24 protein-coding genes, 1 tRNA gene and 1 pseudogene are annotated in these 23,679 nt (G+C 70.3%); 17 read left to right on the forward strand and 9 right to left on the reverse strand.

Features of this window, described 5'->3' with window-relative positions; translation table 11 throughout:
- The first annotated feature begins 23 nt into the window (after window positions 1–23).
- Entirely contained in the window at window positions 24–1,313 is a 1,290-nt protein-coding gene (locus tag JWR33_RS05330) for an AAA family ATPase (protein ID WP_297410050.1), read from the forward strand.
- 3 nt (window positions 1,314–1,316) lie between these two features.
- On the opposite strand, the gene JWR33_RS05335 is transcribed toward JWR33_RS05330, so the two are convergent.
- The 4 genes from JWR33_RS05335 to JWR33_RS05350 form a co-directional block, all read right to left on the reverse strand.
- Window positions 1,317–1,850 (reverse strand): hypothetical protein, encoded by a 534-nt coding sequence (locus tag JWR33_RS05335; protein WP_297410051.1) that lies wholly within the window; start codon window positions 1,848–1,850, stop codon window positions 1,317–1,319.
- Between the two features lie 83 nt (window positions 1,851–1,933).
- On the reverse strand, window positions 1,934–2,389 hold the full coding sequence (locus JWR33_RS05340) for a DUF4383 domain-containing protein (RefSeq protein ID WP_297410052.1): 456 nt from the start codon (window positions 2,387–2,389) through the stop codon (window positions 1,934–1,936).
- Between the two features lie 389 nt (window positions 2,390–2,778).
- On the reverse strand, window positions 2,779–3,162 hold the full coding sequence (locus JWR33_RS05345) for a hypothetical protein (protein ID WP_297410053.1): 384 nt from the start codon (window positions 3,160–3,162) through the stop codon (window positions 2,779–2,781).
- 116 nt (window positions 3,163–3,278) lie between these two features.
- Window positions 3,279–3,349 (reverse strand) — tRNA-Gly (locus JWR33_RS05350).
- A 62-nt stretch (window positions 3,350–3,411) separates the two neighbouring features.
- Between JWR33_RS05350 and dcd the strand changes: the two genes are divergently transcribed.
- On the forward strand, window positions 3,412–4,017 hold the full coding sequence (gene dcd / locus JWR33_RS05355; RefSeq protein ID WP_297410055.1) for a dCTP deaminase: 606 nt from the start codon (window positions 3,412–3,414) through the stop codon (window positions 4,015–4,017).
- A 122-nt stretch (window positions 4,018–4,139) separates the two neighbouring features.
- On the opposite strand, the gene idi is transcribed toward dcd, so the two are convergent.
- Window positions 4,140–4,673: an isopentenyl-diphosphate Delta-isomerase gene (gene idi, locus JWR33_RS05360; RefSeq protein WP_297410056.1), complete on the reverse strand. Its 534-nt coding sequence runs from the start codon at window positions 4,671–4,673 to the stop codon at window positions 4,140–4,142.
- 26 nt (window positions 4,674–4,699) lie between these two features.
- Between idi and JWR33_RS05365 the strand changes: the two genes are divergently transcribed.
- The 6 genes and pseudogenes from JWR33_RS05365 (at window position 4,700) to JWR33_RS05390 (ending at window position 9,712) form a co-directional block, all read left to right on the forward strand.
- Window positions 4,700–5,764, forward strand: a complete 1,065-nt coding sequence (locus JWR33_RS05365; RefSeq protein WP_297410057.1) for a polyprenyl synthetase family protein — start codon at window positions 4,700–4,702, stop codon at window positions 5,762–5,764.
- Window positions 5,761–6,510, forward strand: a pseudogene (locus tag JWR33_RS05370) (squalene/phytoene synthase family protein); the annotation flags it as partial. The gene JWR33_RS05365 and the pseudogene JWR33_RS05370, both read left to right, overlap by 4 nt.
- Entirely contained in the window at window positions 6,438–8,213 is a 1,776-nt protein-coding gene (crtI, locus tag JWR33_RS05375) for a phytoene desaturase family protein (protein ID WP_366073770.1), read from the forward strand. The pseudogene JWR33_RS05370 and the gene crtI, both read left to right, overlap by 73 nt.
- Window positions 8,210–8,539, forward strand: a complete 330-nt coding sequence (locus JWR33_RS05380; RefSeq protein ID WP_297410060.1) for a lycopene cyclase domain-containing protein — start codon at window positions 8,210–8,212, stop codon at window positions 8,537–8,539. Before crtI ends, JWR33_RS05380 begins: the two co-directional genes overlap by 4 nt.
- Entirely contained in the window at window positions 8,536–8,862 is a 327-nt protein-coding gene (locus JWR33_RS05385) for a lycopene cyclase domain-containing protein (protein ID WP_297410061.1), read from the forward strand. Before JWR33_RS05380 ends, JWR33_RS05385 begins: the two co-directional genes overlap by 4 nt.
- Entirely contained in the window at window positions 8,849–9,712 is an 864-nt protein-coding gene (locus tag JWR33_RS05390; RefSeq protein ID WP_297410062.1) for a prenyltransferase, read from the forward strand. The genes JWR33_RS05385 and JWR33_RS05390 overlap by 14 nt, the downstream gene beginning before the upstream one ends.
- 63 nt (window positions 9,713–9,775) lie before the next feature.
- Here the strand turns inward: JWR33_RS05390 and JWR33_RS05395 are convergent, their stop codons facing one another.
- On the reverse strand, window positions 9,776–11,146 hold the full coding sequence (locus JWR33_RS05395; protein WP_297410063.1) for an MFS transporter: 1,371 nt from the start codon (window positions 11,144–11,146) through the stop codon (window positions 9,776–9,778).
- A 238-nt stretch (window positions 11,147–11,384) separates the two neighbouring features.
- Here JWR33_RS05395 and dnaK point away from each other — a divergent pair, with 238 nt between their 5' ends.
- The 7 genes from dnaK (at window position 11,385) to JWR33_RS05430 (ending at window position 18,415) form a co-directional block, all read left to right on the forward strand.
- Window positions 11,385–13,235 (forward strand): molecular chaperone DnaK, encoded by a 1,851-nt coding sequence (gene dnaK, locus JWR33_RS05400; protein ID WP_297410064.1) that lies wholly within the window; start codon window positions 11,385–11,387, stop codon window positions 13,233–13,235.
- A gap of 7 nt (window positions 13,236–13,242) precedes the next feature.
- Entirely contained in the window at window positions 13,243–13,893 is a 651-nt protein-coding gene (gene grpE / locus JWR33_RS05405) for a nucleotide exchange factor GrpE (protein ID WP_297410065.1), read from the forward strand.
- 34 nt (window positions 13,894–13,927) lie between these two features.
- Entirely contained in the window at window positions 13,928–14,923 is a 996-nt protein-coding gene (locus tag JWR33_RS05410; RefSeq protein ID WP_297410066.1) for a DnaJ C-terminal domain-containing protein, read from the forward strand.
- Window positions 14,924–14,940: 17 nt separating this feature from the next.
- On the forward strand, window positions 14,941–15,354 hold the full coding sequence (locus JWR33_RS05415) for a MerR family transcriptional regulator (RefSeq protein WP_297410119.1): 414 nt from the start codon (window positions 14,941–14,943) through the stop codon (window positions 15,352–15,354).
- A gap of 14 nt (window positions 15,355–15,368) precedes the next feature.
- Entirely contained in the window at window positions 15,369–15,671 is a 303-nt protein-coding gene (gene clpS, locus JWR33_RS05420) for an ATP-dependent Clp protease adapter ClpS (protein WP_297410067.1), read from the forward strand.
- Window positions 15,668–16,147 carry a DUF2017 family protein gene (locus JWR33_RS05425; RefSeq protein ID WP_297410068.1) on the forward strand — a complete coding sequence of 160 codons (480 nt, stop codon included), beginning with the start codon at window positions 15,668–15,670 and terminating at the stop codon, window positions 16,145–16,147. The genes clpS and JWR33_RS05425 overlap by 4 nt, the downstream gene beginning before the upstream one ends.
- Window positions 16,148–16,249: 102 nt before the next feature.
- Entirely contained in the window at window positions 16,250–18,415 is a 2,166-nt protein-coding gene (locus JWR33_RS05430) for an AAA family ATPase (RefSeq protein WP_297410069.1), read from the forward strand.
- Window positions 18,416–18,421: 6 nt separating this feature from the next.
- Here JWR33_RS05430 and JWR33_RS05435 read toward each other — a convergent pair whose 3' ends face one another.
- Window positions 18,422–18,814: a DUF6855 family protein gene (locus tag JWR33_RS05435; protein WP_297410071.1), complete on the reverse strand. Its 393-nt coding sequence runs from the start codon at window positions 18,812–18,814 to the stop codon at window positions 18,422–18,424.
- Window positions 18,815–18,927: 113 nt separating this feature from the next.
- Here JWR33_RS05435 and JWR33_RS05440 point away from each other — a divergent pair, with 113 nt between their 5' ends.
- Complete coding sequence (locus JWR33_RS05440) at window positions 18,928–19,980, forward strand: zinc-dependent alcohol dehydrogenase family protein (protein ID WP_297410072.1); 1,053 nt, start codon at window positions 18,928–18,930, stop codon at window positions 19,978–19,980.
- 120 nt (window positions 19,981–20,100) lie between these two features.
- Here the strand turns inward: JWR33_RS05440 and JWR33_RS05445 are convergent, their stop codons facing one another.
- Complete coding sequence (locus tag JWR33_RS05445) at window positions 20,101–21,147, reverse strand: low specificity L-threonine aldolase (protein ID WP_297410075.1); 1,047 nt, start codon at window positions 21,145–21,147, stop codon at window positions 20,101–20,103.
- A gap of 43 nt (window positions 21,148–21,190) precedes the next feature.
- Window positions 21,191–22,555: a DUF6421 family protein gene (locus tag JWR33_RS05450; RefSeq protein ID WP_297410121.1), complete on the reverse strand. Its 1,365-nt coding sequence runs from the start codon at window positions 22,553–22,555 to the stop codon at window positions 21,191–21,193.
- Window positions 22,556–22,808: 253 nt separating this feature from the next.
- Here JWR33_RS05450 and JWR33_RS05455 point away from each other — a divergent pair, with 253 nt between their 5' ends.
- A complete protein-coding gene (locus JWR33_RS05455; protein WP_297410076.1) occupies window positions 22,809–23,669 on the forward strand; it encodes a DNA-formamidopyrimidine glycosylase family protein in 861 nt (286 codons plus the stop codon).
- Window positions 23,670–23,679: the final 10 nt, after the last annotated feature.

The raw sequence follows: 23,679 nt of genomic DNA on the forward strand, positions 1-23,679 counted from the left end.
GTGCCTGCGGGTAGATTGACCGGATGCCCACGGGATTGTCCGCCGAACAGCAGGCCGTTTTCGACCTGATCGAAGGCACCCGCGGTCATGTCTTCGTGACCGGCCGGGCGGGAACGGGGAAGAGCACGCTTCTGGGTCATCTGGCCTGGCACAGCGAGAAGCAGCTGGTGGTGTGCGCGCCAACGGGGGTGGCGGCACTCAATGTAGGCGGCCAGACGGTGCACTCGCTGTTCAAGCTGCCGATCGGGGTCATCGCCGACCGAGACCTCGACGACGACCCGGCGCTGCGGAAGCTGCTCGGCGCGATCGACACCGTCGTGATCGACGAGGTGTCCATGGTCAACGCGGACCTGCTCGACGCGGTCGATCGCAGGCTCCGGGCAGCTCGTCAGCGGAACGAGCCGTTCGGCGGAGTGCAGGTCGTGCTGTTCGGCGACCCGTTCCAGCTGGCGCCGGTTCCGGGCGACGTGGACGAGCGGGCCTACTTCGCGGACAACTACCGTTCCATGTGGTTCTTCGACGCCAAGGTGTGGGAGCAGGCGGAACTCACCGTGGTCGAGCTGCGCGAGATCCACCGGCAGCAGGACGACGAGTTCCGGGCGATGCTCAACGCGGTGCGTCACAACAAGGTGACCGCAGAGATTGCGGGCAGGCTGAACGGTGCAGGTGCCCGGCCGGTTCCGTCGGAGGCGCCCATCACGCTGGCCACTCGCAACGACAGTGTGAACCGGATCAACGCCCGCGCGCTCGCGGCGCTGCCCGGGAAGAACAAGGTCGCCAAGGCCGAGATCAACGGCGAGTTCGGCGGCCGTGCCTTCCCCGCTGAGGAGAGCCTCGACCTCAAGCCCGGGGCGCACGTCATGTTCCTCCGCAACGACCCTGACCAGCGCTGGGTCAACGGCAGCATCGGCGTCGTCACCCGGATCCGCAACAGCGTCGTCGTCGACCTCGGCGGAGAGGAGCATGAGGTGTTCCCGGTCAGCTGGGAGCGGCATCGCTACAACTACTCGGCGGCCACGAAGAAGCTCACCCGGGAGGTCGTCGCGGAGTTCATCCAGTTCCCGCTGCGCCTCGCCTGGGCGGTCACGATCCACAAGTCCCAGGGCCAGACCTACGACTCGGCTGTGGTCGACCTCGGCAACCGGGTGTTCTCCGCAGGCCAGACGTACGTCGCACTCAGCCGGCTGACGACTCTCGAAGGCCTCTACCTCACCCGCCCGCTCGCGCCTCAGGACATCATCGTGGACCGCGACGTCATCCGGTTCATGACGAGCGCACCGAGGATGCGCCTGAGCGAGCCGACTCCTCGCTAGGACTCAGTGGCCGGTGTGGCCGGTCGGCAGGTCCTGGTGGTGAGCATGCGGACCCCCCAGAGCGGCGATCCCCGCTTCGGTCTGCCCGAGCGCCGGAAGCGCGACCGCGGTCATCAGGGCGGCGCCGGCCAGCACGCCCAGCAGGAGCCGGCCCGCACGCGGCTCGACATCGACGTCGCCGGGCAGGCGAGGGGCCCGGCGGAGGGACACCGCCATGGTGACCGCCACGACCACGTCGAGTGCGGACGCGCTGGCGAGGGCGAAGGGCGGCAGGTTGTCGACGGTCACGCCGATGCCTCCGCCCGCGAGCACCGCGGCGGCCCAGATTACGAGGGCGAGCAGGGATCCCACGAGGGCCAGACGACGGACGGGGAAGTGGGAGAGCCGCAGTGCTGCGGCGAACCAGGCGAGTTCTGCCAGCCCCAGAAGGGAGAAGACGACGAGGAGCAGCGGGGGCGCCCCGGCGGCCACGGCGAGGTGGACGAGCCCCGCGCCCAGTGCGGCGAAGGCGATCCAGATGCGGGCGATGGCTTTCATTGTCTTCTCCTTGGCGGGAACGGGAGGGGGAATGGCTGCGGCCGGCCGGAGCGAGTCCGGCCGGCCGCAGCGTTCTCTGGTTGTCAGGCGACCGACGTGCGCGCCGACTTGTCCGCGCCGAGCGCCGTACCGAGGAGCACGACCGCGCTCGCGAGGTGCAGGAAGTGGTCAGGCGTGTTGAGGGCGAGGAAGTTGACCGCCGACTCCGGGTCCGCGGCGAGGAAGAATCCCGCGATGCCGAGCAGGAGGTAGGCCGCACCGACGATGCCGTTGACCGTCTTCGCCGCGGAGACCGAACTGAGCCCTGCGATGAGCAGGGCGGCGCCGATCAGGAGGTGAGCGACGTTGTGCAGCTGGTTGACCTCGAAGATGCCGAGGATGAGGGCGCCCTGCGGGTCGACGAAGCCGACGCCACCGGAGACGAGGAACCCGATGAGGGCGACCAGGATGTAGACCGCTCCGAAGATGGTGGCGATCAGGCGGTTGGGAGAACGGGTGAGTGCGGGCTTTGCAGTGGTGTTGCCCCGAGCTGTGCTCATGTTCGTACCTTTCATTTTGTCAGCGCGACTCTGAGCCGCATCATGAGGTGTTCGACACAGGCAACGTTACGGATTGCCGAAGGATACTCACGGGGGCTTGCTCTATGCCGTCCCGTGCGGGATTCTGTGCGCGCACCGCTGCCTTTCAGCAAAACTGCCGGTGATCGGCAGGTTTCCTGTCCGATCTCCCGCACTCGCGGGCGCGAGCCGACCGGGGAGCCGTCCGGATCCTCAGGCTTCCGGCGCAACCGCCGTGCCGGACCACAGCATATTGCTAGACGCTCTAGTCAAGGCTTCTCCCTTGACGAACGGCCGGGGAGTCGTCACAATCCGCCATCTCGCCCGATGGCTGCTCCGACCCGAGGCCGCGCACGAGGGGAGAAGGCGAGTCAGCGGCGGTTCTTGCCGGAGGTGTCCACGTCGGGGTCGACCTCGTCGGCCTTCCGGAACGTGCTGTTCGCCCGCGAGCGGATCTCCTCTGCGGCGGACTGTCGCTGGTCGCCCTCCGCGGCCAGGCGCTCGGCCCGAACCTGCGCCTCCTGCGCCTCGGCCTTCGCCCGCTGGGCGTCGGCCTGCACCCGGAGTGCCTCCGCCTCCCGCTCCCGGGCCTCCAGGTCGTGCTTCTGAGCCTCCGCGCGAATGCTCTCCGCCTGCCGGCGGTGGGCCTCCGCCCGTCCGCCGCCCTTGCGCCGCATCAGGAAGACCACGACCGCGGCCACGATCAGGATCACCACGACGATGATCACGATGGTCCAGATGAGTCCTGCATCCATGAGTTGCACCCTTCGACGGATTCAGTATGAGCGCCGGGGGAGGGGGAAGGACCGGGGTTGACGAGCGGCCGAAGCCGCGCCAGAGCGCCGGCAGGATCGACCGGAAGGAGGAGGAGAGCGGGTGACGGGAATCGAACCCGCGCTATCAGCTTGGGAAGCTGAAGTTCTGCCATTGAACTACACCCGCGACGGCCGTCCGAGGCGGCCAGCAACCATTGTAGGGGAGGGGCGAACGGCTACAGTGGCCGTGTGCTGCTCTCGGACCGCGACATCCGCTCGGAGATCGAGGCAGGGCGGATCGGCCTGCTGCCGCACGATCCGGAGCTTCTGCAGCCGTCCAGCTTCGACGTTCGCCTGGACCGGTACTTCCGGCTGTTCGACAACCACAAGTACCCGTACATCGATCCCGCCGAGGACCAGCCCGACCTGACCCGGCTCGTGGAGACGAAGGCCGATACCGCGTTCATCCTGCATCCGGGGGAGTTCGTGCTCGGCTCGACCTATGAGCAGGTGACGCTGCCCAACGACATCGCGGCCCGGCTCGAGGGCAAGAGCTCGCTGGGGCGGCTCGGGCTCCTCACCCATTCCACCGCCGGCTTCATCGACCCCGGGTTCTCGGGGCACGTCACGCTCGAGCTGAGCAACGTCGCGACTCTTCCGATCAAGCTGTGGCCCGGCATGAAGATCGGCCAGCTGTGCTTCTTCCGGCTCACCTCGGAGTCGGAGCATCCGTACGGCACGGGTCCCTACGGATCGCGGTATCACGGCCAGCGCGGGCCCACCGCGTCCCGGTCGCACCTGAACTTCCACCGGACGGACGTCTCCGGCACCGACGCGGGCCGCACCGGCGGCTGACCGTCGGCACCCGCCTGCGGGACCCACTTGCCAGAAAGTTACGCTTTCGGGCGCGGATAGCGTGATTTTGTGGCAAGTCGGTCACCCGGGGAGGCAACCGGGTCCGCCTCTGAGGCAGCAGGTCAGCGGCGGACGGGGTCCGCGAGGGCGGGCAGCTGCAGCGCCAGCCACGGGCTGAACGCGAAGGGCGCCAGCCGCACCGCTTCGGTCAGCCGCTTCCGGTCGTACCAGGCCCAGTCCATGACCTCCGCCGGGTCCGGCTCCACCGGGCCGCGAGCCGTCGCAGTGAACACCGGGCAGAGCTCGTGCTCGACGATGCCCGCCGCGTCCACCGCCCGGTAGCGGAAGTCGGGCAGGGCCAGCTCGAGATCCGCGAGCTCCAGGCCCAGCTCGTGCCGGGCACGACGGATCACCGCGTCGCGGAGGTCCTCGCCTGGCGCCGGGTGGCCGCAGAAGGAGTTCGTCCATACCCCCGGCCAGGTTCGCTTGCCGAGCGCTCGACGGGTGACGAGGAGGTTGCCGAGCTCGTCCTCCACGTGGCAGGAGAACGCGAGGTGCAGCGGGGTCGACGCCGTGTGCACGTCGGCCTTCAACGCCTCGCCGATCGGCCTGCCTCCGTCGTCGACGAGGACCACGTATTCGTCCAGGGGCGGCATAGGGCAACTGTGGCACACTGACCGGCATGGAGGCCGCCGGCGTGAAGCAGGCGGATCTCGATGAGCTCGTTCCCGTCGACCTGGTCCTCGAGCGCTTCTTCCGGCAGGCGAAGACCCGGGCGGAGCGGATCGGGGCCTCCTACCTGGGGCTCTGGACTGCGCTCGAGTCGAGCACGCGAGGAGGCAAGCGGTTCCGGCCGAGGCTGGTGCTCGCGGCCTACGCGGGGTTCGGCGGACGGGACCCGTCCGCCGCCGCCCACCTCGCGGCGGCCTTCGAGCTGCTGCACACCGCGCTGATCGTGCACGACGACGTCATCGACCGGGACTTCACCCGGCGGGGCGGCCCGAACGTGTCCGGGCGATATCGCGACGACGCGACGACCGCGGGCATCCCCGTTCCGACCGCCGAGCACCGCGGCATGTCCACGGCCATCATCGCCGGCGACCTCGCGCTCTTCCACTCCTACCGACTCCTCGATCGCAGCGGCCTCGCCGACGACCTGCGGGAGGCGCTCCTGCAGATCCTCGACGACGCGCTGTTCGCCTCGGCGGCGGGAGAGCTCATCGACGTCGACTTCTCGATCGCCCGGGATGTCCCCTCGGTCGAGGACGTGGTGGAGATGGAGCGGCTGAAGACCGCGGTGTACACCTTCGAGGCGCCGTTGCAGGCGGGTGCGGTGCTGGCCGGCGCCGACGCGGCCCACCTTCCCGTGCTCGCCCAGTTCGGCCGGCGTCTCGGCATCGCCTACCAGGCCATGGACGACCTCCTCGGAGTGTTCGGGAACGAGCAGGAGACGGGCAAGTCCACGCTGGGCGACCTCCGCGAAGGCAAGCGCACGCTGCCCATCGCCTTCGCGGCGACCACTGACGCCTGGCCTGGCATCGCCGCATGGATCGGCAAGCCTGACCTCACCGACGGCGAGGCCGATCAGGTGCGGGCGCTCCTGCTCTCCTGCGGGGCCGAGGCGTTCACGCGGCGTCTCGCCGCGGAGCACGCCGCCGCCGCCCTCCGGCTGCTCGACCGCCTGCCGGTCGAGGTCGCCCAGGAGCTGAGCCCCTTCGTGGGACCCGCGCTGGACCGGAGCCGATGAGCGGTCTGCCGGCCCTGGAGCTCTATGACCGCGTGGCCCAGGAGGCCGCGGCCGTCGTGATCCGGCGGTACTCCAGCTCCTTCGGACTCGCCGCCCGCCTCCTGGATTCCGGCAGTCGCGTGCACATCCGCAGCATCTACGCCCTCGTCCGGGTCGCGGACGAGATCGTCGACGGCGTCGCCGCAGCCGCGGGGTTGCCCCCCGAGGCCGTCCTGAGGCGACTCGACGAGCTCGAGCGCGACCTCGACGACGCCATGGCGAGCGGCTACAGCGTGAACCTGGTGGTGCACGCCTTCGCGATCACCGCGCGGCGCACCGGGTTCGGACGCGAGCTGACAGCACCCTTCTTCTCTTCGATGCGCGCGGACGTGGACCGGCGCGAGCACACCGACGAGTCGTTCGCCGAATATGTGTACGGCTCGGCCGAGGTCGTGGGGCTCATGTGCCTGGCCGCCTTCCTCGAGGGCGAGCCCGCCCGCGACAGCACCGATCTGGTTCGGGGGGCGCGCGCGCTCGGGTCGGCCTTCCAGAAGATCAACTTCCTCCGCGACCTGGCTGCCGACTTCCGGACGCTCGGCCGAAGCTACTTCCCCGGAGTCCGGGTGGACTCGTTCGACGAGGCGACGAAGCTCCGCCTGCTCGACGACGTCGATGAGGACCTGCGCGTCGCGGCATCGCTTCTTCCCGCGCTTCCCGCAGGCAGCCGCCGGGCGGTCGCCGTGGCGCACGGCCTCTTCGTCGAGCTCTCCCGCCGGGTGCGGGCGACCCCCGCCGAGCGCCTGCTGACGGCGCGGATCAGCGTGCCGACCGCGGTCAAGCTGCGCATCGCAATGCGCCCGGCCGGCCTGGTTCCCCGACGATGACGCAGCGAGCGGCCGTGATCGGCGCGGGCATCGCCGGTCTCGCCACCGCCGCGCTCCTGGCCCGCGACGGCTACGAGGTCACGGTCTTCGAGGCACGCGACCGGGTCGGCGGCCGCGCGAGCGCCTTCGAGGCGGGCGGCTTCCGGTTCGACGAGGGCCCGTCCTGGTACCTGATGCCCGAGGTGTTCGATCACTTCTATCGGCTGCTCGGGACGAGCGCGGCAGAGCAGCTCGATCTGGTGCGCCTCGACCCCGCGTACGACATCCTGTACGAGCCCCGGAACGGGGAGCCGGCCGAGCGGATTCGCGTGGGGGCCACCCGGACCGAGAACGTGGCGCTCTTCGAGAGCATCGAGGCGGGAGCGGGTGCGCGCCTCGAGCGCTACCTCGACTCGGCAGCCGAGGTCTACGAGCTCGCGAAGCGCCGGTTCCTCTACAGCACCTTCGCGGACCTGCGACCGGTGTTCTTCGCCCGAGAGGTCGCGCGGCGCCTCGCACGCCTCGTCCCCCTGCTCCTGCGGCCGCTCGACCGCTTCGTGTCCCGCCGGTTCCGGGACCCCCGGCTGCGGCAGCTGCTCGGCTATCCGGCGGTCTTCCTCGGCTCCTCGCCGTTCGACACCCCGAGCATGTACCACCTGATGAGCCACCTGGACCTCGAGGACGGCGTGCTGTATCCGCGCGGTGGCATCGTGCGCGTGATCGAGACGATCGCCGCGCTCGCCGAGGCCGAAGGGGCGACCGTGCGCGTCTCCACGCCGGTCACCCGCATCGCCACCAAGCCGATCGGCGGCGGCCGCCCCTCCGTCACCGGCGTGCACTATCGGGACGGCAGCGGCCAGGAGCAGTTCTTCCCGGCCGGAACCGTGGTGGCCGCCTGCGATCTGCACTTCGCGGAGACACGGCTGCTTCCGGCAGGGCTGCAGACCTATCCGGAAGGATGGTGGGCCAAGCGCACGCCGGGGCCTGGCGCCCTGCTCCTGCATCTGGGCGTCCGCGGCGCCCTGCCGCAGCTCGGCCATCACACCCTGCTCTTCACCGAGGACTGGCGCGTCGGCTTCGACGCCATCTTCGGCGAGAACGCGTCCATCCCGAATCCGGCATCCCTCTACGTCTGCAAGCCGAGCGCCACCGATGCCGGCTCGGCACCGGCCGGGCACGAGAACGTGTTCGTCCTCGTGCCGGTCCCGGCCGACCCCAGCATCGGCCACGGCGGCGATGCGGCGGTCGAGCGGCTCGGCGACGCCGTGCTCGAGCAGCTCGCCTCCTGGGCCGGGATCCCGGACCTGGCCGAGCGCGTCGTCTTCCGCCGCACGGTGGCTCCGGGCGACCTCGCCGACGACCTCGGCGCCTGGCGCGGCACAGCCCTCGGCCCGGCCCACACGCTCCGGCAGAGCGCCTTCTTCCGCGCGGGGAACGTGAGCCGGCGCGTGTCCGGACTGCTGTACGCGGGCGGCTCCACCATCCCGGGCATCGGACTGCCGATGTGCCTCATCAGCGCCGAACTGGCGCTCAAGCGGCTGCACGGCGACACCTCTCCGGGTCCCCTTCCGGTTCCCCTCGTCGCTCCGCAGGCCCGCCGACGGTGAGCCTGCTCTACCTGGCGGCCCTGCTGGTCTCCCTGCTCGGCATGGTCGTGCTCGACGCTCGCTTCGGCCTGTTCTTCTGGCGCTCCCCGCGCCGGGCGGCGCTCGTGGTGGCGGCGGGGGTGCTGTTCTTCCTGGCCTGGGACCTGGCCGGCATCGCCGCCGGGGTCTTCTTCCGGGGGGCCGGCCCGCTCCTCACCGGCGTGCTGCTCGCCCCGGAGCTTCCCCTGGAGGAGGCCTTCTTCCTCGCCCTGCTCTGCTACGTGACGATGATCGCCTTCTGCTCCGCCGCGCGGCTGCTCGAACGGCGATCCGGGGAGCGGCCATGACCTACTGGGCGCTGAACGCGCTGTTCCTCGTGCCGCCGGTCGCGATCGCTGTGGCCGCGGCGATCGTGGCGCGCCGCCGCTCCGGCCGTGCTCGCCGCGTCCTGCTGGCCGCCGCCGCCCTCACCCTCGCGGCTGTCCTTCTGCTCACCGCGGTCTTCGACAACGTGATCATCGGACTGGGCATCGTCGCCTACGACCCCGCGGCGCTCAGCGGCCCGACCATCGGGATCGCCCCGGTCGAGGACTTCGCCTACGCCGTCGCAGTCGCCATCGGCCTGCCCTCCCTCTGGGTGCTCATCGGGGGCGCGCGTGAACCGCGGTAGGGCGCTCCTCGTCTCATCCCGGCCGCTGTCGTGGGTCAACACCGCCTTCCCGTTCGCGGCGGCCTACCTGGTGACGACCGGACGGATCGACCCGGCGCTCGTGGTCGGCACGCTCTACTTCCTGATCCCCTACAACCTCGCGATGTACGGCATCAACGACGTCTTCGACTACGAGTCGGACCTCCGCAATCCGCGCAAGGGGGGAGTGCAGGGGGCCGTCCTCGACCGGTCGCTGCACCGGGCGACGCTCCGGGCGGTAGGACTCAGCAATGTGCCGTTCCTCATCGCGCTGATCCTGCTCGGCGGGCCCGCGTCGTGGCTCGTCCTCGCCGTCAGCGTCGCCGCCGTCGTCGCCTACAGCGCCCCGGTCCTGCGCTTCAAGGAGCGCCCGTTCCTCGATTCGCTCACCTCGAGCGCGCACTTCGTGAGTCCGGCGGTCTACGGCCTCGTGCTCGGCGGCGCCCGCTGGACGGCGCCGCTCATCGCGCTCGTCGCCGCATACTTCCTCTGGGGCATCGCGAGTCACGCATTCGGCGCGGTCCAGGACGTGCTGCCCGACCGCGCGGCGGGGATCGGGTCGGTCGCGACGGCCATCGGCGCACCGCGGACGGTGCGGCTCGCCCTCGCCGGCTACCTCCTCGCGGGCGTCCTGATGCTCGCCACCGCCTGGCCGGGGCCCCTCGGCGCCGTGCTCGCCGTGCCATATGCGCTGAACGTCGCCCCGTTCCTCAGCATCCGGGACGAGGACGCGGAGCGCGCGAACGCCGGCTGGCGCCGCTTCCTCTGGCTCAACTACGTCACCGGCTTCCCGGTCACGCTCCTCCTGATCGGCCACGTCCTGCTTCGCTGACCTGCCGAGTTCTGCCGCAAGTCAGTGCCGAGTTGCGGCAGAAGTGGGCAGCTGGGCGTCCCCTCAGGGCCGTCGGGGCTCGCGCACCAGGAGCATCAGCACGAGGCCGACGAGCAGCACGGCCACGATGCCGAGGATGCCCCACGCGGTCGCGCCGAACACCACGATCAGTGCGGTCCACAGCGCGGGGGAGAGGAAGGAGGCGGCGCGTCCGGTCGTCGCGTAGAGGCCGAACACCTCGCCCTCCCGGCCGGCCGGGGTGACCCGGGCGAGGAACGAGCGGCTGGCCGACTGGGCGGGGCCGACGAACAGGCAGAGGAGAAGCCCGCCGACCCAGAAGACGATGTCGCCCAGGTCCCGCAGAGCGAACACGGCCAGGCCCGAGATCACGAGCCCGGTCAGCGAGGACACGATCACGACCTTGGGCCCGAACCTGTCGTCGAACCGGCCCGAGACGATCGTGGCGACGCCGGCGACGAGGTTCGCCGCGATGCCGAAGCCCACGACCTCGAGGAAGCCGAAGCCGAAGACGGCCGAAGCGATCACGGCGCCGTAGGCGAACACTCCGGCCAAGCCGTCGCGGAAGACCGCGCTGGCGAGCAGGAACCAGAAGGTGGTCCGCGACTCCCGCCAGAGCCGCACGATGTGCCGGCCCACCAGCACGTAGCTCTGCAGGATGCTCGGCCGGGCCCGGTCGGGGCCGGCGGGCAGCTCGGGCACATTGCGGAAGATCGGGATCCCGAACAGGACGGTCCAGACCGCGCAGCCCAACGCCACAACCCGGAAGGGCAGGCCGTCGCCCTGGGGGAGACCGAACCAGTCGGCGCTGTAGGCGACCACCACGATCACGAGCGCGAGGATGCCGCCCAGGTAGCCGAATCCCCAGCCCAGGCCGCTGACCCGGCCGACCGTCTTGGGCGTGGACACCTGCACGAGCATCGCGTTGTAGTGCACGCCCGCGATCTCGTTGAAGACGCTGCCGATCGCCACCAGGGCGACGCCGAGGACGAAGTACCCCGGCGAGCCCTGGACGAAGAACAGCGCCGCCATCGACAGCACCACGAGCAGGGTGCTGATCGCGAGCGCGCGCTTGCGGCGGCCGGTGCCGTCACTGCGCTGGCCGAGGACCGGGGCGACGAGCGCGATGAGGATGCCTGCGACGGTGTTCGCGAGGCCCAGGCCGCTCGCCAGCCCCGCGATCCCCGACTGGTACCGGGGATCCGCCTCGCCCAGCGCGGCGACCGCCGGATCGAGGAAGACGTCCGTCGTCAGGTAGAGAGCCGTGAAGATGAAGGTGAGGATGACCGTGTTGAACGGCTGGGTCGCCCAGTCCCAGAGGGCCCAGGAGAACACCTGGCGGCGGGGGATCGCCCGCCCCTCCTGCAGCTCCAGCCCCGTGGTGGCCTGGACAGCGTCGTCCCGGGAGCTCGTCATGGGCTCAAACTAGCGGCGCCCCTCGGCGCCTCGACGTCGCGTGCGGGCCCGGACTTCCTGTGTCGCGGTGTCCCTGGGGAAGAACTGGGAATTGAGCCACGTTGGATCAACTTCTCCCGCCCCCAACTTGACACCTCGCGGGGGCGCCATAAACTTGAGCCTGCGGGACTCAAGGGCCGCACAGACTTCCATCCGGGAGGCCACCGGCCTCCACGCAACCATCAGGAGAGCGACACATATGGCACGCGCAGTAGGCATCGACCTCGGCACCACCAACTCGGTGGTCTCTGTCCTCGAGGGCGGTGAGCCGGCCGTCATCGCGAACGCGGAGGGCTTCCGCACCACCCCCTCGGTCGTGGCATTCACGAAGGACGGCGACGTCCTCGTCGGCGAGACCGCGAAGCGCCAGGCGGTCACGAACGTCGACCGCACGATCTCGAGCGTCAAGCGCCACATGGGCACCAACTGGTCCACCTCGATCGACGGCAAGAAGTACACGCCGCAGGAGATCTCGGCCCGCATCCTCGCGAAGCTGAAGCGCGACGCCGAGCAGTACCTCGGCGACACCGTGAGCGACGCCGTGATCACCGTCCCCGCCTACTTCAACGACGCCGAGCGTCAGGCCACCAAGGAGGCAGGCGAGATCGCGGGCCTCAACGTGCTCCGGATCATCAACGAGCCGACCGCCGCCGCCCTCGCCTACGGCCTCGACAAGGGCAAGGAGGACGAGCTGATCCTCGTCTTCGACCTCGGTGGCGGGACGTTCGACGTCTCCCTCCTCGAGGTGGGCAAGGACGACGACTTCTCCACGATCCAGGTCCGCGCGACCGCCGGTGACAACCGGCTGGGCGGCGACGACTGGGACCAGAGGGTCGTCCAGTACCTGATCCAGCGCTTCAAGGACTCCACCGGCGTCGACGTGTCGAAGGACAAGATCGCGCTGCAGCGCCTCAAGGAGGCGGCGGAGCAGGCCAAGAAGGAGCTGTCGAGCTCGACCTCGACGAGCATCCAGCTGCCCTACCTCTCGCTCACCGAGAACGGCCCGGCGAACCTCGACGAGTCCCTCACCCGGGCGAAGTTCGAGGACCTCACCAAGGACCTGCTCGAGCGCACTCGCGGTCCCTTCCAGAGCGTGATCAGCGAGGCGGGCATCAAGGTCGCCGACATCGCCCACGTCGTGCTCGTGGGCGGCTCCACCCGCATGCCGGCGGTCAGCGAGCTGGTCAAGCGCGAGACGGGCAAGGAGCCCAACAAGGGCGTCAACCCGGACGAGGTCGTCGCCGTCGGCGCCGCGCTGCAGGCGGGCGTGCTGAAGGGCGAGCGCAAGGACGTCCTCCTCATCGACGTCACCCCGCTGTCCCTCGGCATCGAGACCAAGGGCGGGATCATGACGAAGCTCATCGACCGCAACACCGCGATCCCGACCAAGCGCAGTGAGACCTTCACCACCGCGGACGACAGCCAGCCCTCGGTCGCCATCCAGGTCTTCCAGGGCGAGCGCGAGTTCACCCGTGACAACAAGGCGCTGGGCACCTTCGAGCTCACCGGAATCGCCCCGGCTCCCCGCGGCGTCCCCCAGATCGAGGTCACCTTCGACATCGACGCGAACGGCATCGTGCACGTGTCCGCCAAGGACAAGGGCACCGGCAAGGAGCAGTCGATGACCATCACCGGCGGTTCCTCGCTGCCGAAGGAGGACATCGAGCGGATGGTGCGCGAGGCCGAGCAGCACGCGGCCGAGGACAAGGCCCGCCGCGAGGCCGCCGAGGTGCGCAACAACGCCGAGCAGCTCGTCTACTCGATCGAGAAGCTCATCAAGGAGAACGACGAGAAGCTGCCCGCGGACGTCAAGACCGAGGTGCAGGGCGATGTCGATGCGCTCAAGACGGCGCTCGCCGGAGACGATGACGACGCGGTGAAGTCTGCGCTCACCACTCTCACGGAGAGCCAGACCAAGCTGGGCCAGGCGATCTACGCTTCGTCGCAGGCCGACGGCCCCACGGCGGCGACGGACGAGCCGGCTGCGGCAGGATCCGATGACGACATCGTCGACGCCGAGGTCGTCGACGAGGACGACACCAAGAAGTAGGACGGATATGGCTCAGGACCCGAAGGACCCGAAGGACCCGAAAGAGCCGGAGCAGCCCGAGGAGGGTCGCGCGCAGGAGTCGCGCGACCCTTCGGGGAGCTCCGAGTTCCTCTCCATGGAGGGCCCCGACATCGAGACCCCGACCGCCGGGGCATCCGATGACCCGGCGGCCGGCTTCTCCGCCGACGATCTCACCTTCCTCGAGGACGTGTCGTCGGGGGCGGCCACCGCGCCCATCCAGACGATCGCGGAGGAGCACCTCGCCGACCTCAAGCGGGTGACCGCGGAGTACGCGAACTACCGCCGGCGCACCGAGGCCAACCGGCAGATCGAGCGCGATCGGGCCGTTGGCGACGTGGTCAAGCTGCTGCTGCCCGTGCTCGACGACCTCGATCGGGCCGAGAAGCACGGCGACCTCGGCGAGGGCACCTTCGCCACGATCGCCTCCAAGCTCCGCGCGAGCGCGGAGCGGATCGGCCTCGTCGCCTACGGGCTCGTGGGCGACCCGTTCGACCCCGCCGACCATGAGGCGATATTCCAGAAGCAGAATCCGGCCGTGACCACCGCAATCGTCGCGGATGTCGTCGAGCGGGGCTACCGCATCGGCGACGTCACGCTCCGCGTGGCCAAGGTCGTCGTCGATACCCCGGCCGACTGAGCGTCCGGCGAAGCAGAAAGCGTTCCCCTCACAAGTGGCCAGTCAGGATTGGTTCGACAAGGACTTCTACAAGGTGCTCGGCGTCTCCAAGGACGCCGACGAGCAGGCGGTGAAGAAGGCCTACCGGAAGCTGGCGCGCCAGTTCCACCCCGACTCGAATCCGGGCAACGACGCGGCAGAGGCGAAGTTCAAGGAGATCAGCGAGGCGTACTCGGTCCTCTCCGATTCGCAGCAGCGGCGTGAGTACGACCAGATCCGCGCCATGGGCGGCGGCGCGCGCTTCGCCGCGGGCGGCACGGGGGCGGGTGGCGGCTTCGAGGACGTCTTCGGCGGCATGTTCGGTGGAGGCGGCGGCGCTCGAACGGGCAGGCCCGGAGCGGGCTATCCCCAGCCGAACTTCGAGGACATCTTCGGCGGCATGTTCGGGGGCGGCGGGAGCCAGCCCACCGGCGGCTTCCGCGGCTTCGGCGGGCCGACCCCCGGGCGGGACGTGACGGCATCGACCACGGTCGACTTCATCACCGCGACGCAGGGCGACACGGTGCGGCTGCAGGGTGCCGACGGGCGTCCGATCAACGTGAAGATCCCCGCGGGCGTGAGCGACGGGCAGAAGATCAAGCTGCGCGGCAAGGGCGAGCCGAGTCCCGACGGCGGCGAGCCGGGCGACCTGGTGCTCACGGTGTCGGTGCGCAAGCATCCGGTCTTCGAGCGCGACGGTCTCAACCTCAAGGTGACGGTTCCGGTGACCTTCGCCGAGGCGGCGCTCGGCGCCACCATCGAGGTGCCGACCCTCGGTGGCGAACCGGTGCGCCTGAAGGTCGCGCCGGGGACTTCGAGCGGCAAGGTGCTCCGCGTCAAGGATCGCGGCGTGACCACGGCGAAGGGCACAGGAGACCTGCTGGCCCGCATCGAGGTGGCCGTTCCTGCCCGCCTCTCGCCGGAGCAGCGCGAGGCTCTCGAGCACTTCGTGGCGTCCGGTCCGGCCGAGAATCCGCGGGACGAGCTGGTCGCACGCGCCAGGGGCGTGTGACCGTGGATGCGGAGGAGATGGCCACGGCGCCGCTGTTCGCGATCGCGGTCGCGGCCGAGCTCGCCGGGATGCACCCGCAGACCCTCCGCCAGTACGACCGGATCGGCCTCGTCTGCCCCAGCCGAACCGCTGGCAAATCCCGTCGCTACTCCATGCGGGACGTCGCCCAGCTGCGTGAGGTCGCGAGGCTCGGCACCGAGGGCATCAGCCTCGAAGGGATCAAGCGCATCCTCGAGCTCGAGAACGAGGTGGCGAGCCTCCGCGGCCGCGTGCGTCAGCTCGAGTCGGCGCTCGCCGACGAGCTGCTCCGACGCCCTGGCCGGCGCGTGTTCGCGGCCGCCGAGGACGGCGGAGTGACGCCGCTGCGCAGCGGAACCCGCACCTCCCGGCGGACCGAGCTGGTCATCTGGCGGCCCGACGGGCTCGAGTAGCCCGTGATGCTCAGATGACCGGCGTGCGCGAGGAGACCCGTCTCGAGGAGGACCGAAGCCTCGCGGAGGACCTGAGCCTCGGCACGCCGTGGGTGCTCATCGTCTGGGACGATCCGGTCAACCTGATGACCTACGTGACCTGGGTCTTCCGCAGCTATTTCGGGTTTCCCCGACCCAAGGCGGAGCGCCTGATGCTCCAGGTGCACAACGACGGCCGTGCTCAGGTGGCCGTCGGCACGCGCGAGGAGATGGAGCGGCACGTCGAGGCGATGCACGGCTATGGGCTGCTCGCCACGTTGCAGAAGGTCGACGAGTGACCGGCTTCGCCCGCGTCGGTCCCGTCCTCGAGCGGCACTTCGACGGCCAGGAGCGCGCTCTCCTGCGTCGGCTCTGCGAGGAGCTCGCCGAGCTCATGGAGAGCGCCGGGGATCCGGCCGAGGTCGTTCCAGGAGACCGCGTGGTCGCCCGTCTCCTCCCCGATCCGTATCCGGACGACGCCGCGGCGTCCACCGAGTTCCAGGGCTTCGTGCGCTCCCGGCTGGCGGAGGACAAGGCCGGCACCGTGCGCGCCCTCGCCCACGATCTCTCGAGCGGCGACGCGGACGTCGGAGTGCTGGTGCGCCTGGATGAGCAGCGGATCGAGGTCTGGCTGCGTGGTCTCACTGACTTGCGCCTCGCCCTCTTCGAGCGGGCCGAGGAGGAGTGGGACCGGTCTCAGCGGCGCTCTCTGGAGCAGCTGCTCGACTGGCTCGGCTGGCTGCTGTCGGACCTGCTCGACCAGCTCGACGGCTGAGCGTTCGCCCGGAGCGAGCGCTCGCCGGCCCCCGTTGCTGGCGCGACGCGCCCGGGCCGGATAAACTTGAGCCAGCAGGACTCAAGTCAGTCGAGGAGAATCATGGCGAACTTCACGGGCGCGCCCAAGCAGGATGAGCAGAAGACCGCTCTCCAGCAGTACGGCATCAACCTCACCGAGGTCGCCCGCAGCGGCAAGCTGGACCCGGTGATCGGGCGGGATGCCGAGATCCGGCGGGTGAGCCAGGTGCTCACCCGCCGCACCAAGAACAACCCGGTGCTCATCGGCGAGCCCGGCGTGGGAAAGACCGCCGTCGTCGAGGGCCTCGCCCAGCGGATCGTCGCGGGGGACGTGGCCGACTCCCTCAAGAACAAGCAGCTCGTCTCCCTCGACCTCGCCGCGCTCGTGGCGGGCGCCAAGTATCGGGGCGAGTTCGAGGAGCGGCTCAAGGCCGTGCTCAAGGAGATCAACGACTCCGACGGTCAGATCATCACCTTCATCGACGAGCTGCACACCCTCATGGGCGCGGGCGGCGGCGAGGGTTCCGTCGCGGCCGCGAACATGCTCAAGCCGATGCTGGCCCGCGGCGAGCTGCGGATGATCGGCGCCACCACGCTCAACGAGTACCGGGAGTACATCGAGAAGGACGCCGCGCTCGAGCGCCGGTTCCAGCAGGTGTACGTGGGGGAGCCGAGCGTGGAGGACACGGTCGCGATCCTGCGCGGACTCAAGGAGCGCTACGAGGCCCATCACAAGGTCGCCATCGCCGACTCCGCCCTGGTGGCCGCCGCGTCCCTGTCCAACCGGTACATCACCGCCCGGCAGCTGCCCGACAAGGCGATCGACCTCATCGACGAGGCCGCGTCCCGCCTGCGGATGGAGATCGACTCGGCCCCCGTGGAGATCGACGAGCTGCGCCGCGGCGTGGACCGGCTGAAGCTCGAGGAGCTGGCCCTCAAGCGCGAGAAGGACGAGGCGTCGCGGGCCAGACTCGAGAAGCTGCGCGCGGATCTCGCCGAACGGCAGAGCGTGCTCACGGGCCTCGAGGCCCGATGGGAGCGCGAGCGCGCGGACCTGAACCGAGTGGGAAACCTCAAGGAGAAGGTGGACAGCCTGCGCATCCGCGCCGAGCGGGCCCAGCGTGAGGGCAACCTGGAGGAGGCGTCGCGCCTGCTCTACGGCGAGATCCCGGTGATCGAGCGCGAGCTGCTCGAGGCGGAGAAGGCGGAGGAGCACCCCGACGAGCCCCGCATGGTCAACGACCACGTGACCGACGAGGACATCGCCGCGGTCGTCGCCGCCTGGACGGGCATCCCGACGGGCAGGCTGCTGCAGGGGGAGACGGAGAAGCTCCTGCACCTGGAGGGGGAGCTGGGTCGCCGCCTGATCGGCCAGCGCAAGGCGGTCAGCGCCGTCGCGGACGCCGTGCGGCGCACCCGTGCGGGGATCTCCGATCCTGACCGGCCCACCGGGTCGTTCCTGTTCCTCGGCCCCACCGGCGTCGGCAAGACCGAGCTGGCGCGAGCGCTCGCGGAGTTCCTCTTCGACGACGAGAAGGCCATGGTGCGCATCGACATGAGCGAGTACGGGGAGAAGTTCTCGGTCTCCCGGCTCGTCGGCGCCCCTCCCGGCTATGTCGGCTACGACCAGGGCGGCCAGCTCACCGAGGCGGTGCGCCGCCGGCCATATTCGGTGATCCTCTTCGACGAGGTGGAGAAGGCGCACCCGGAGGTCTTCGACATCCTGCTCCAGGTGCTCGACGACGGCCGGCTGACCGACGGGCAGGGCCGCACCGTCGACTTCCGGAACACGATCCTCATCCTCACGTCGAACCTGGGCAGCCAGTACCTGGTCGACCCGGACTACACGCCGGAGCAGAAGGAGGAGACGGTGCAGGCGCTCGTGCGCCAGGCGTTCAAGCCGGAGTTCGTGAACCGGCTCGACGACATCGTGGTCTTCTCCACTCTCAGCAGCGAGGACCTCGGTCAGATCGTGTCGCTCTACATCGACCGGCTCGAGCGCCGACTGTCCGAGCGACGGCTCCAGCTGGCCGTCACTCCGGACGCGCGCGCCTGGCTCGCCGATCGGGGCTACGACCCCATCTACGGAGCCCGTCCGCTGCGCCGCCTCATGCAGCAGGAGATCGACGATCGACTCGCGCGGGCGCTGCTCGCCGGTGAGGTGCGGGACGGCGACACCGTGCGCGTGGATGTGGCGGCGGACGGGAACTCCCTGTCGGTCGGCCGGTTCGAGTTCGTCGAGGCGTAGGGCGGCTCAGTCGCGCGCCCGGACCTGGTTGTTGCGGGCGTCGTGGGTCAGCTCGACGAGGCCGAGTGCCTCGAGCAGCGGCGGCAGGTACATGCCGAACCGGCCGCGGTAGCCCTTGCGGACGCCGTACCAGCCGCCGACCGGGTTGACACCGGAGCGGCCGAACGCCTCGACCGTGCCCTCGGCAGCCGCCTTCTGCTCGTCGGCGGCGCCGAGCGGCACCCAGTCGCCCTGGATCCGCAGCCAGTCCGTCAGGTCCTCGATGGCGCGGGCCTGATACGCCAGCCGGGTCGAGCCGACCTGGCACACCAGCTCATCGCCGTCCCGGTACATCGTGTAGGCGGACGTGCCGGGCGCCGTTGACAGCTCCCACGGGTCGTCCTTCGTGCCTGCGGCCATGGTCGGTCCTTCCGGTCGGGTTCGGGACTCGGGCGTCCCGAGAGGCGATAGCGCCACTGCCTGCCAGTGTCGACCCTTTCGGGCGCGTGCGCGCGGTCGATTAGGTTCGAAGGATGCTGGCTACCCTGATCCACGGCGAACGCGACATCCGAGTCGAGGAGGTGCCCGATCCTCAGCTCTCCACCGGCGGCGACGCGATCGTTCGGGTGGTCGCCGCCTGCGTCTGCGGTTCCGACCTCTGGCCCTACCGCGGCGTCACGCCCACCTCGCGGCCGCACCGGATCGGCCACGAGTTCGTGGGCGTGGTGGAGGCCGTCGGCCCGGACGTCGGCCGGATCCGGGCGGGCGACTTCGTGATCGCCCCGTTCTACGACTGCGACATGACCTGCGCCAACTGCCGCAACGGGTTCAGCACCTCGTGCCTGAACGGCGGATGGTGGGGCGCCAAGGATCGCCTGGGCGGCTTCGCGGACGGCGCCCAGGGCGAGCGGGTGCGGGTGCCGCATGCGGACGGCTCGCTCACCGCCGTTCCCGGCGGCGAGCCGGACTGGGCGATGGTTCCGCACCTCCTCACCCTGGCCGACGTCATGGGCACCGGTCACCACGCCGCTGTCAGCGCCGGCGTGCGAGCAGGATCGACCGTGGTCGTCGTCGGGGACGGGGCAGTGGGACTCTGCGGCGTGCTGGCCGCCGCGCGGCTCGGCGCGGCCCGCATCGTGGCCATGTCCCGCCACTCGTCCCGCCAGTCTCTCGCCCGCGAGTTCGGTGCCACCGACATCGTCGAGGAGCGCGGCGAGGAGGGGATCGCCCGGGTCAAGGAGCTGTTCGACGGGATCGGTCCCGACTGCGTGCTCGAGTGCGTCGGCACCGCCGAGTCGATGGATCAGGCCCTGCGGTCCGCGCGTCCCGGCGGTCAGGTGGGCTTCGTGGGCGTGCCGAACGGCGGGTCGGAGCTGCCCATCCGGGAGATGTTCGACACGAACGTCGGCGCCCGCGGGGGAGTGGCGCCGGTGCGCAACTACATCGACGAGCTGCTCGTGGATGTGCTCTCGGGCGCCATCGAGCCCGGCAGGGTCTTCGACCTGGAGCTCCCGCTCACGCAGGCGGCAGAGGCCTACGCCGCGATGGACGAGCGCCGGGCCATCAAGGTGCTCCTCCGCCCGTAGCCGGGGGTGATGTGACCCGCCGGCCGATCGGATCCGCAATTCCTTCTCGAGCCGCCCGACGGAGAATGATCGAGCGGGAGACGGGGGCGTCGACGGAGGAGGGCGCAGCCGACAGGGTGCTCAGCCCGCGAGCTCCTCGCGGACGGCGGCGGTGAACGCGTCCACGTCGGCCTCGGTGGTGTCGAAGGCGCACATCCACCGCACCTGGCCGGCGGCGCGGTCCCAGTCGTAGAAGCGGAAGCGCTCGCGGAGGCGATCGGCGACGGCATTGTCGAGGATCGCGAACACGCCGTTCGCCTGCGTCGGCTGGGAGAACCCGATGCCGTCGAGGCCCTCCAGCGATCCCCGGAGCCGGGCCGCCATCGCGTTGGCGTGCCGAGCGGAGCGCATCCCCAGGTCGTCCTCGAACAGGGTGAGCAGCTGGACGCTGAGGAAGCGCATCTTGCTCGCCAGCTGCATGCTCAGCTTGCGCAGGTAGATCAGGCCAGGCGCGCTTTCCGGCCGCAGGACGACGACCGATTCGGCGCCGAGGAGACCGTTCTTCGTCCCGCCGAAGCTGAGGACATCGACGCCCGCGTCGGAGGTGAAGGCCGCGAGCGGGGTGCCCAGCGAGGCCGCGGCGTTCCAGATGCGGGCGCCGTCCATGTGCACCGTCATGCCGAGCCCGTGCGCGTAATCGGTGATCGCCTGCACCTCGTCGGGGGTGTACACCGTGCCCAGCTCCGTGGACTGGGTGATGCTCACGACCAGCGGCTGGGCGCGGTGCTCGTCGCCCCAGCCCCAGGCCTCGCGGGCGATCAGGTCGGGCGTCAGCTTTCCGTCGGGGGTCGGCACGGTCAGCAGCTTGAGCCCGCTCACCCGCTCGGGAGCTCCCGCCTCATCCGTGTGGATGTGCGCGGTTCCCGTGGCGATGACGGCACCCCAGCGCGGCATCATCGCGGTCAGCCCCACCACGTTGGCGCCCGTGCCGTTGAAGACGGGGAAGGCGAGCGTGTCCGGCCCGAACTCCCCGCGGAGCACGTCGGCGAGCCGGGCCGTGTACTCGTCCTCGCCATAGGAGATCTGGTGGCCCGAGTTCGCCGCGGCGATCGCCTCGAGGACCTCGGGGTGGACGCCGGCGTAGTTGTCGCTGGCGAAGGTGCGCAGGTTCGGATCGTGCAGTCTCACCCGACCATCCTCCCGGATCGGCGGAGCGCGCTCGTACGACGCGTCAGTTCCGGCCCGTGATGCCCGCGGTGGAGCCGATCACGTCGCTCATCTTCTTGCCCAGCGCCTCGTAGAACATGGACAGCGGGAACTCGTCGTCGAGCACCGCATCAGTCATGCCCTTCGGCGCCCCGGAGAGCACCTCGTCGGGGAGACCGCGCGCCCAGGCGGAGGCCGGATGCGGGCTGAGGCAGCCGCGGACCAGCTCGTAGGCTGCGAGCCAGTGCGCGGTCTTCGGGCGGTCGATGGAGCGCCAGTAGAGGTCGTCGATCGCGTCCGACAGGGCCACGACGGCGTCGGGCACGTCGGACCAGTCGACGGTGAGGCGGGTGTCGGTCCAGTGCAGCACTCGGTGCTGGTGCAGCCAGGCGAACAGCAGCTGGCCGCCGAGGCCGTCGTAGTTGCGCACCCTGCTGCCGGTCAGCGGGAAGCGGAACAGCCGGTCGAAGAGGATCGCGTACTGGGTGAGCCGGGCCCGGTCGCGGGTCATCTCGTCGGTCTCGTCGGCGCGGCCGAGGCGGACGGACTCGCGGAAGGCGGTGAGGTCGCAGCGCAGCTCCTCGAGCGAGTAGAGGAAGTAGGGCATGCGCTGCTTGATCATGAACGGGTCGAACGGGAGGTCGCCCCGCATGTGCGTGCGATCGTGGATGAGGTCCCACAGCACGAAGGTCTCCTCGGCGAGGCCCTGGTCTCCGAGCAGGCGCTCGGCGTCATCCGGAAGCTCGAGGTGCGTGATCTCCGCCGCCTCGCGGACCACGCGACGGAACCGCGCCGCCTCGCGATCGGCGAAGATCGCTCCCCAGGTGAAGCGCGGCAGAGCGGCTCCGGCGCCGGTGGCGACCGTCTCCGGGAACAGCACGGCCGAGTTCGTGTCGTAGCCCGCCGTGAAGTCGAGGAAGCGGATGGGCACGAACATGGCATTCGAGTAGGCCGTCGCCTCGAGGTCCGCCACGAAGTCGGGCCACAGCACTTCGAGGAGCACCGCCTCGAACAGCCGCTCCGTGCTTCCGTTCTGCGTGTACATCGGGAAGACGACGAGGTGCCGGAGACCGTGCCGGCGAGTGAGCTCGGGGCGGAACGCGACCAGCGACTCGGTGAAGTCGGGGACGCCGAAGCTTCCGGCCGCCCACCCCGCGAGGTCGGCGAGCAGGGCGGTCAGATAGCCGGAGTCGTGCGGGAAGCTCGGGGCCAGCGCGCGCACGGCGTCCGAGATCGCCTCGACCAGGGTTCCCGCCACCGCCGGGTCCGCGGCCTCGGAGAGGGAGCCGTCGGGGCTCTGGAGCTCGCGGAGCTCGGTGACCGCCGACTTCAGCGCGATCCACTGGGCAGTGGCGGTCAGGTCCGACGCGGGCGTCGCAGTCTCGATGATCGGGGGCCGTCCTCTCGGTAGGGGCGCCCTTCAGGCTATTGAGCGGGGTCGGAGCGATTACCTGCAGGATGCTGCGGGTCTCGTGCGGCGTGCGCAGCTTTCTTGCGTTCGCGTGCTGCGGAGTGTCGGCCGCCGGTCTCGCAGCGCCCCCCGGATATCGCCTGAGAGCCCAGAAGGCGCCGTGCAGCCGCAATCCGGGCCGGAACCTGCCGTCCCAGTGGACCCCGCGGGGCGTGCGGGAGCACACTGGAGCGTGCCAGAACTGCCCGAGGTGCAGGCCCTCGTCACCGATCTGCGCGGGCGACTGGTCGACCGCGTGGTCGATCGCCTGGACATCGTCGCGTTCTCGGCCCTCAAGACCTTCGACCCGCCGCTCTCCGCGCTCGCCGGAGCCACGATCACCGCCGTCGAGCGGCGCGGCAAGTTCCTCGACCTCACCGCGGACGACGTGCACGTCGTGCTGCACCTCGCGCGCGCCGGCTGGATCCGGTGGCGGAACGCGGCCCCCGTTCCCTCCGGGCGCCCCGGCAAGGGACCGCTCGCCGCGCGCCTCGTGCTCGACGACGGCAGCGGTCTCGACATCACCGAGGCGGGCACCAAGAAGAGCCTCGCCCTGTATCTCGTGCGGGACCCCGCCGACGTCCCCGGCATCGCCCGGCTCGGACCGGACCCCCTCGCGCCGGAGTTCACCGAGGAGGTCTTCGCGAGGCTGCTCGGAGCCGCCGGACGCGCACAGATCAAGGGCGTGCTGCGCAGCCAGTCGGTCATCGCCGGCATCGGCAACGCGTACTCGGACGAGATCCTGCACGCCGCCAGGATGTCGCCCTTCAAGCCGGCCTCGATGGGGGAGGACGAGGTGGCCCGCCTCTACGCCGCACTGCGCCGAACCCTCATGGAGGCGCTCGAGCGCGCCGACGGCCTCACCGCGTCCGAGCTCAAGCGGGAGAAGAAGTCCGGGCTGCGGGTGCACGGGCGCACCGGTGAGCCGTGCCCGGTGTGCGGGGACACCGTGCGCGAGGTCATCTTCGCCGACTCCACGCTGCAGTACTGCCCGACCTGTCAGACGAGCGGGCGCCCGCTCGCCGACCGGGTGCTCTCCCGGCTGGTCAAGTAGACGGTCGGCA

Origin of the sequence: Naasia sp. (genome assembly GCF_025465545.1) — a bacterium.
GTDB lineage: Bacteria > Actinomycetota > Actinomycetes > Actinomycetales > Microbacteriaceae > Naasia.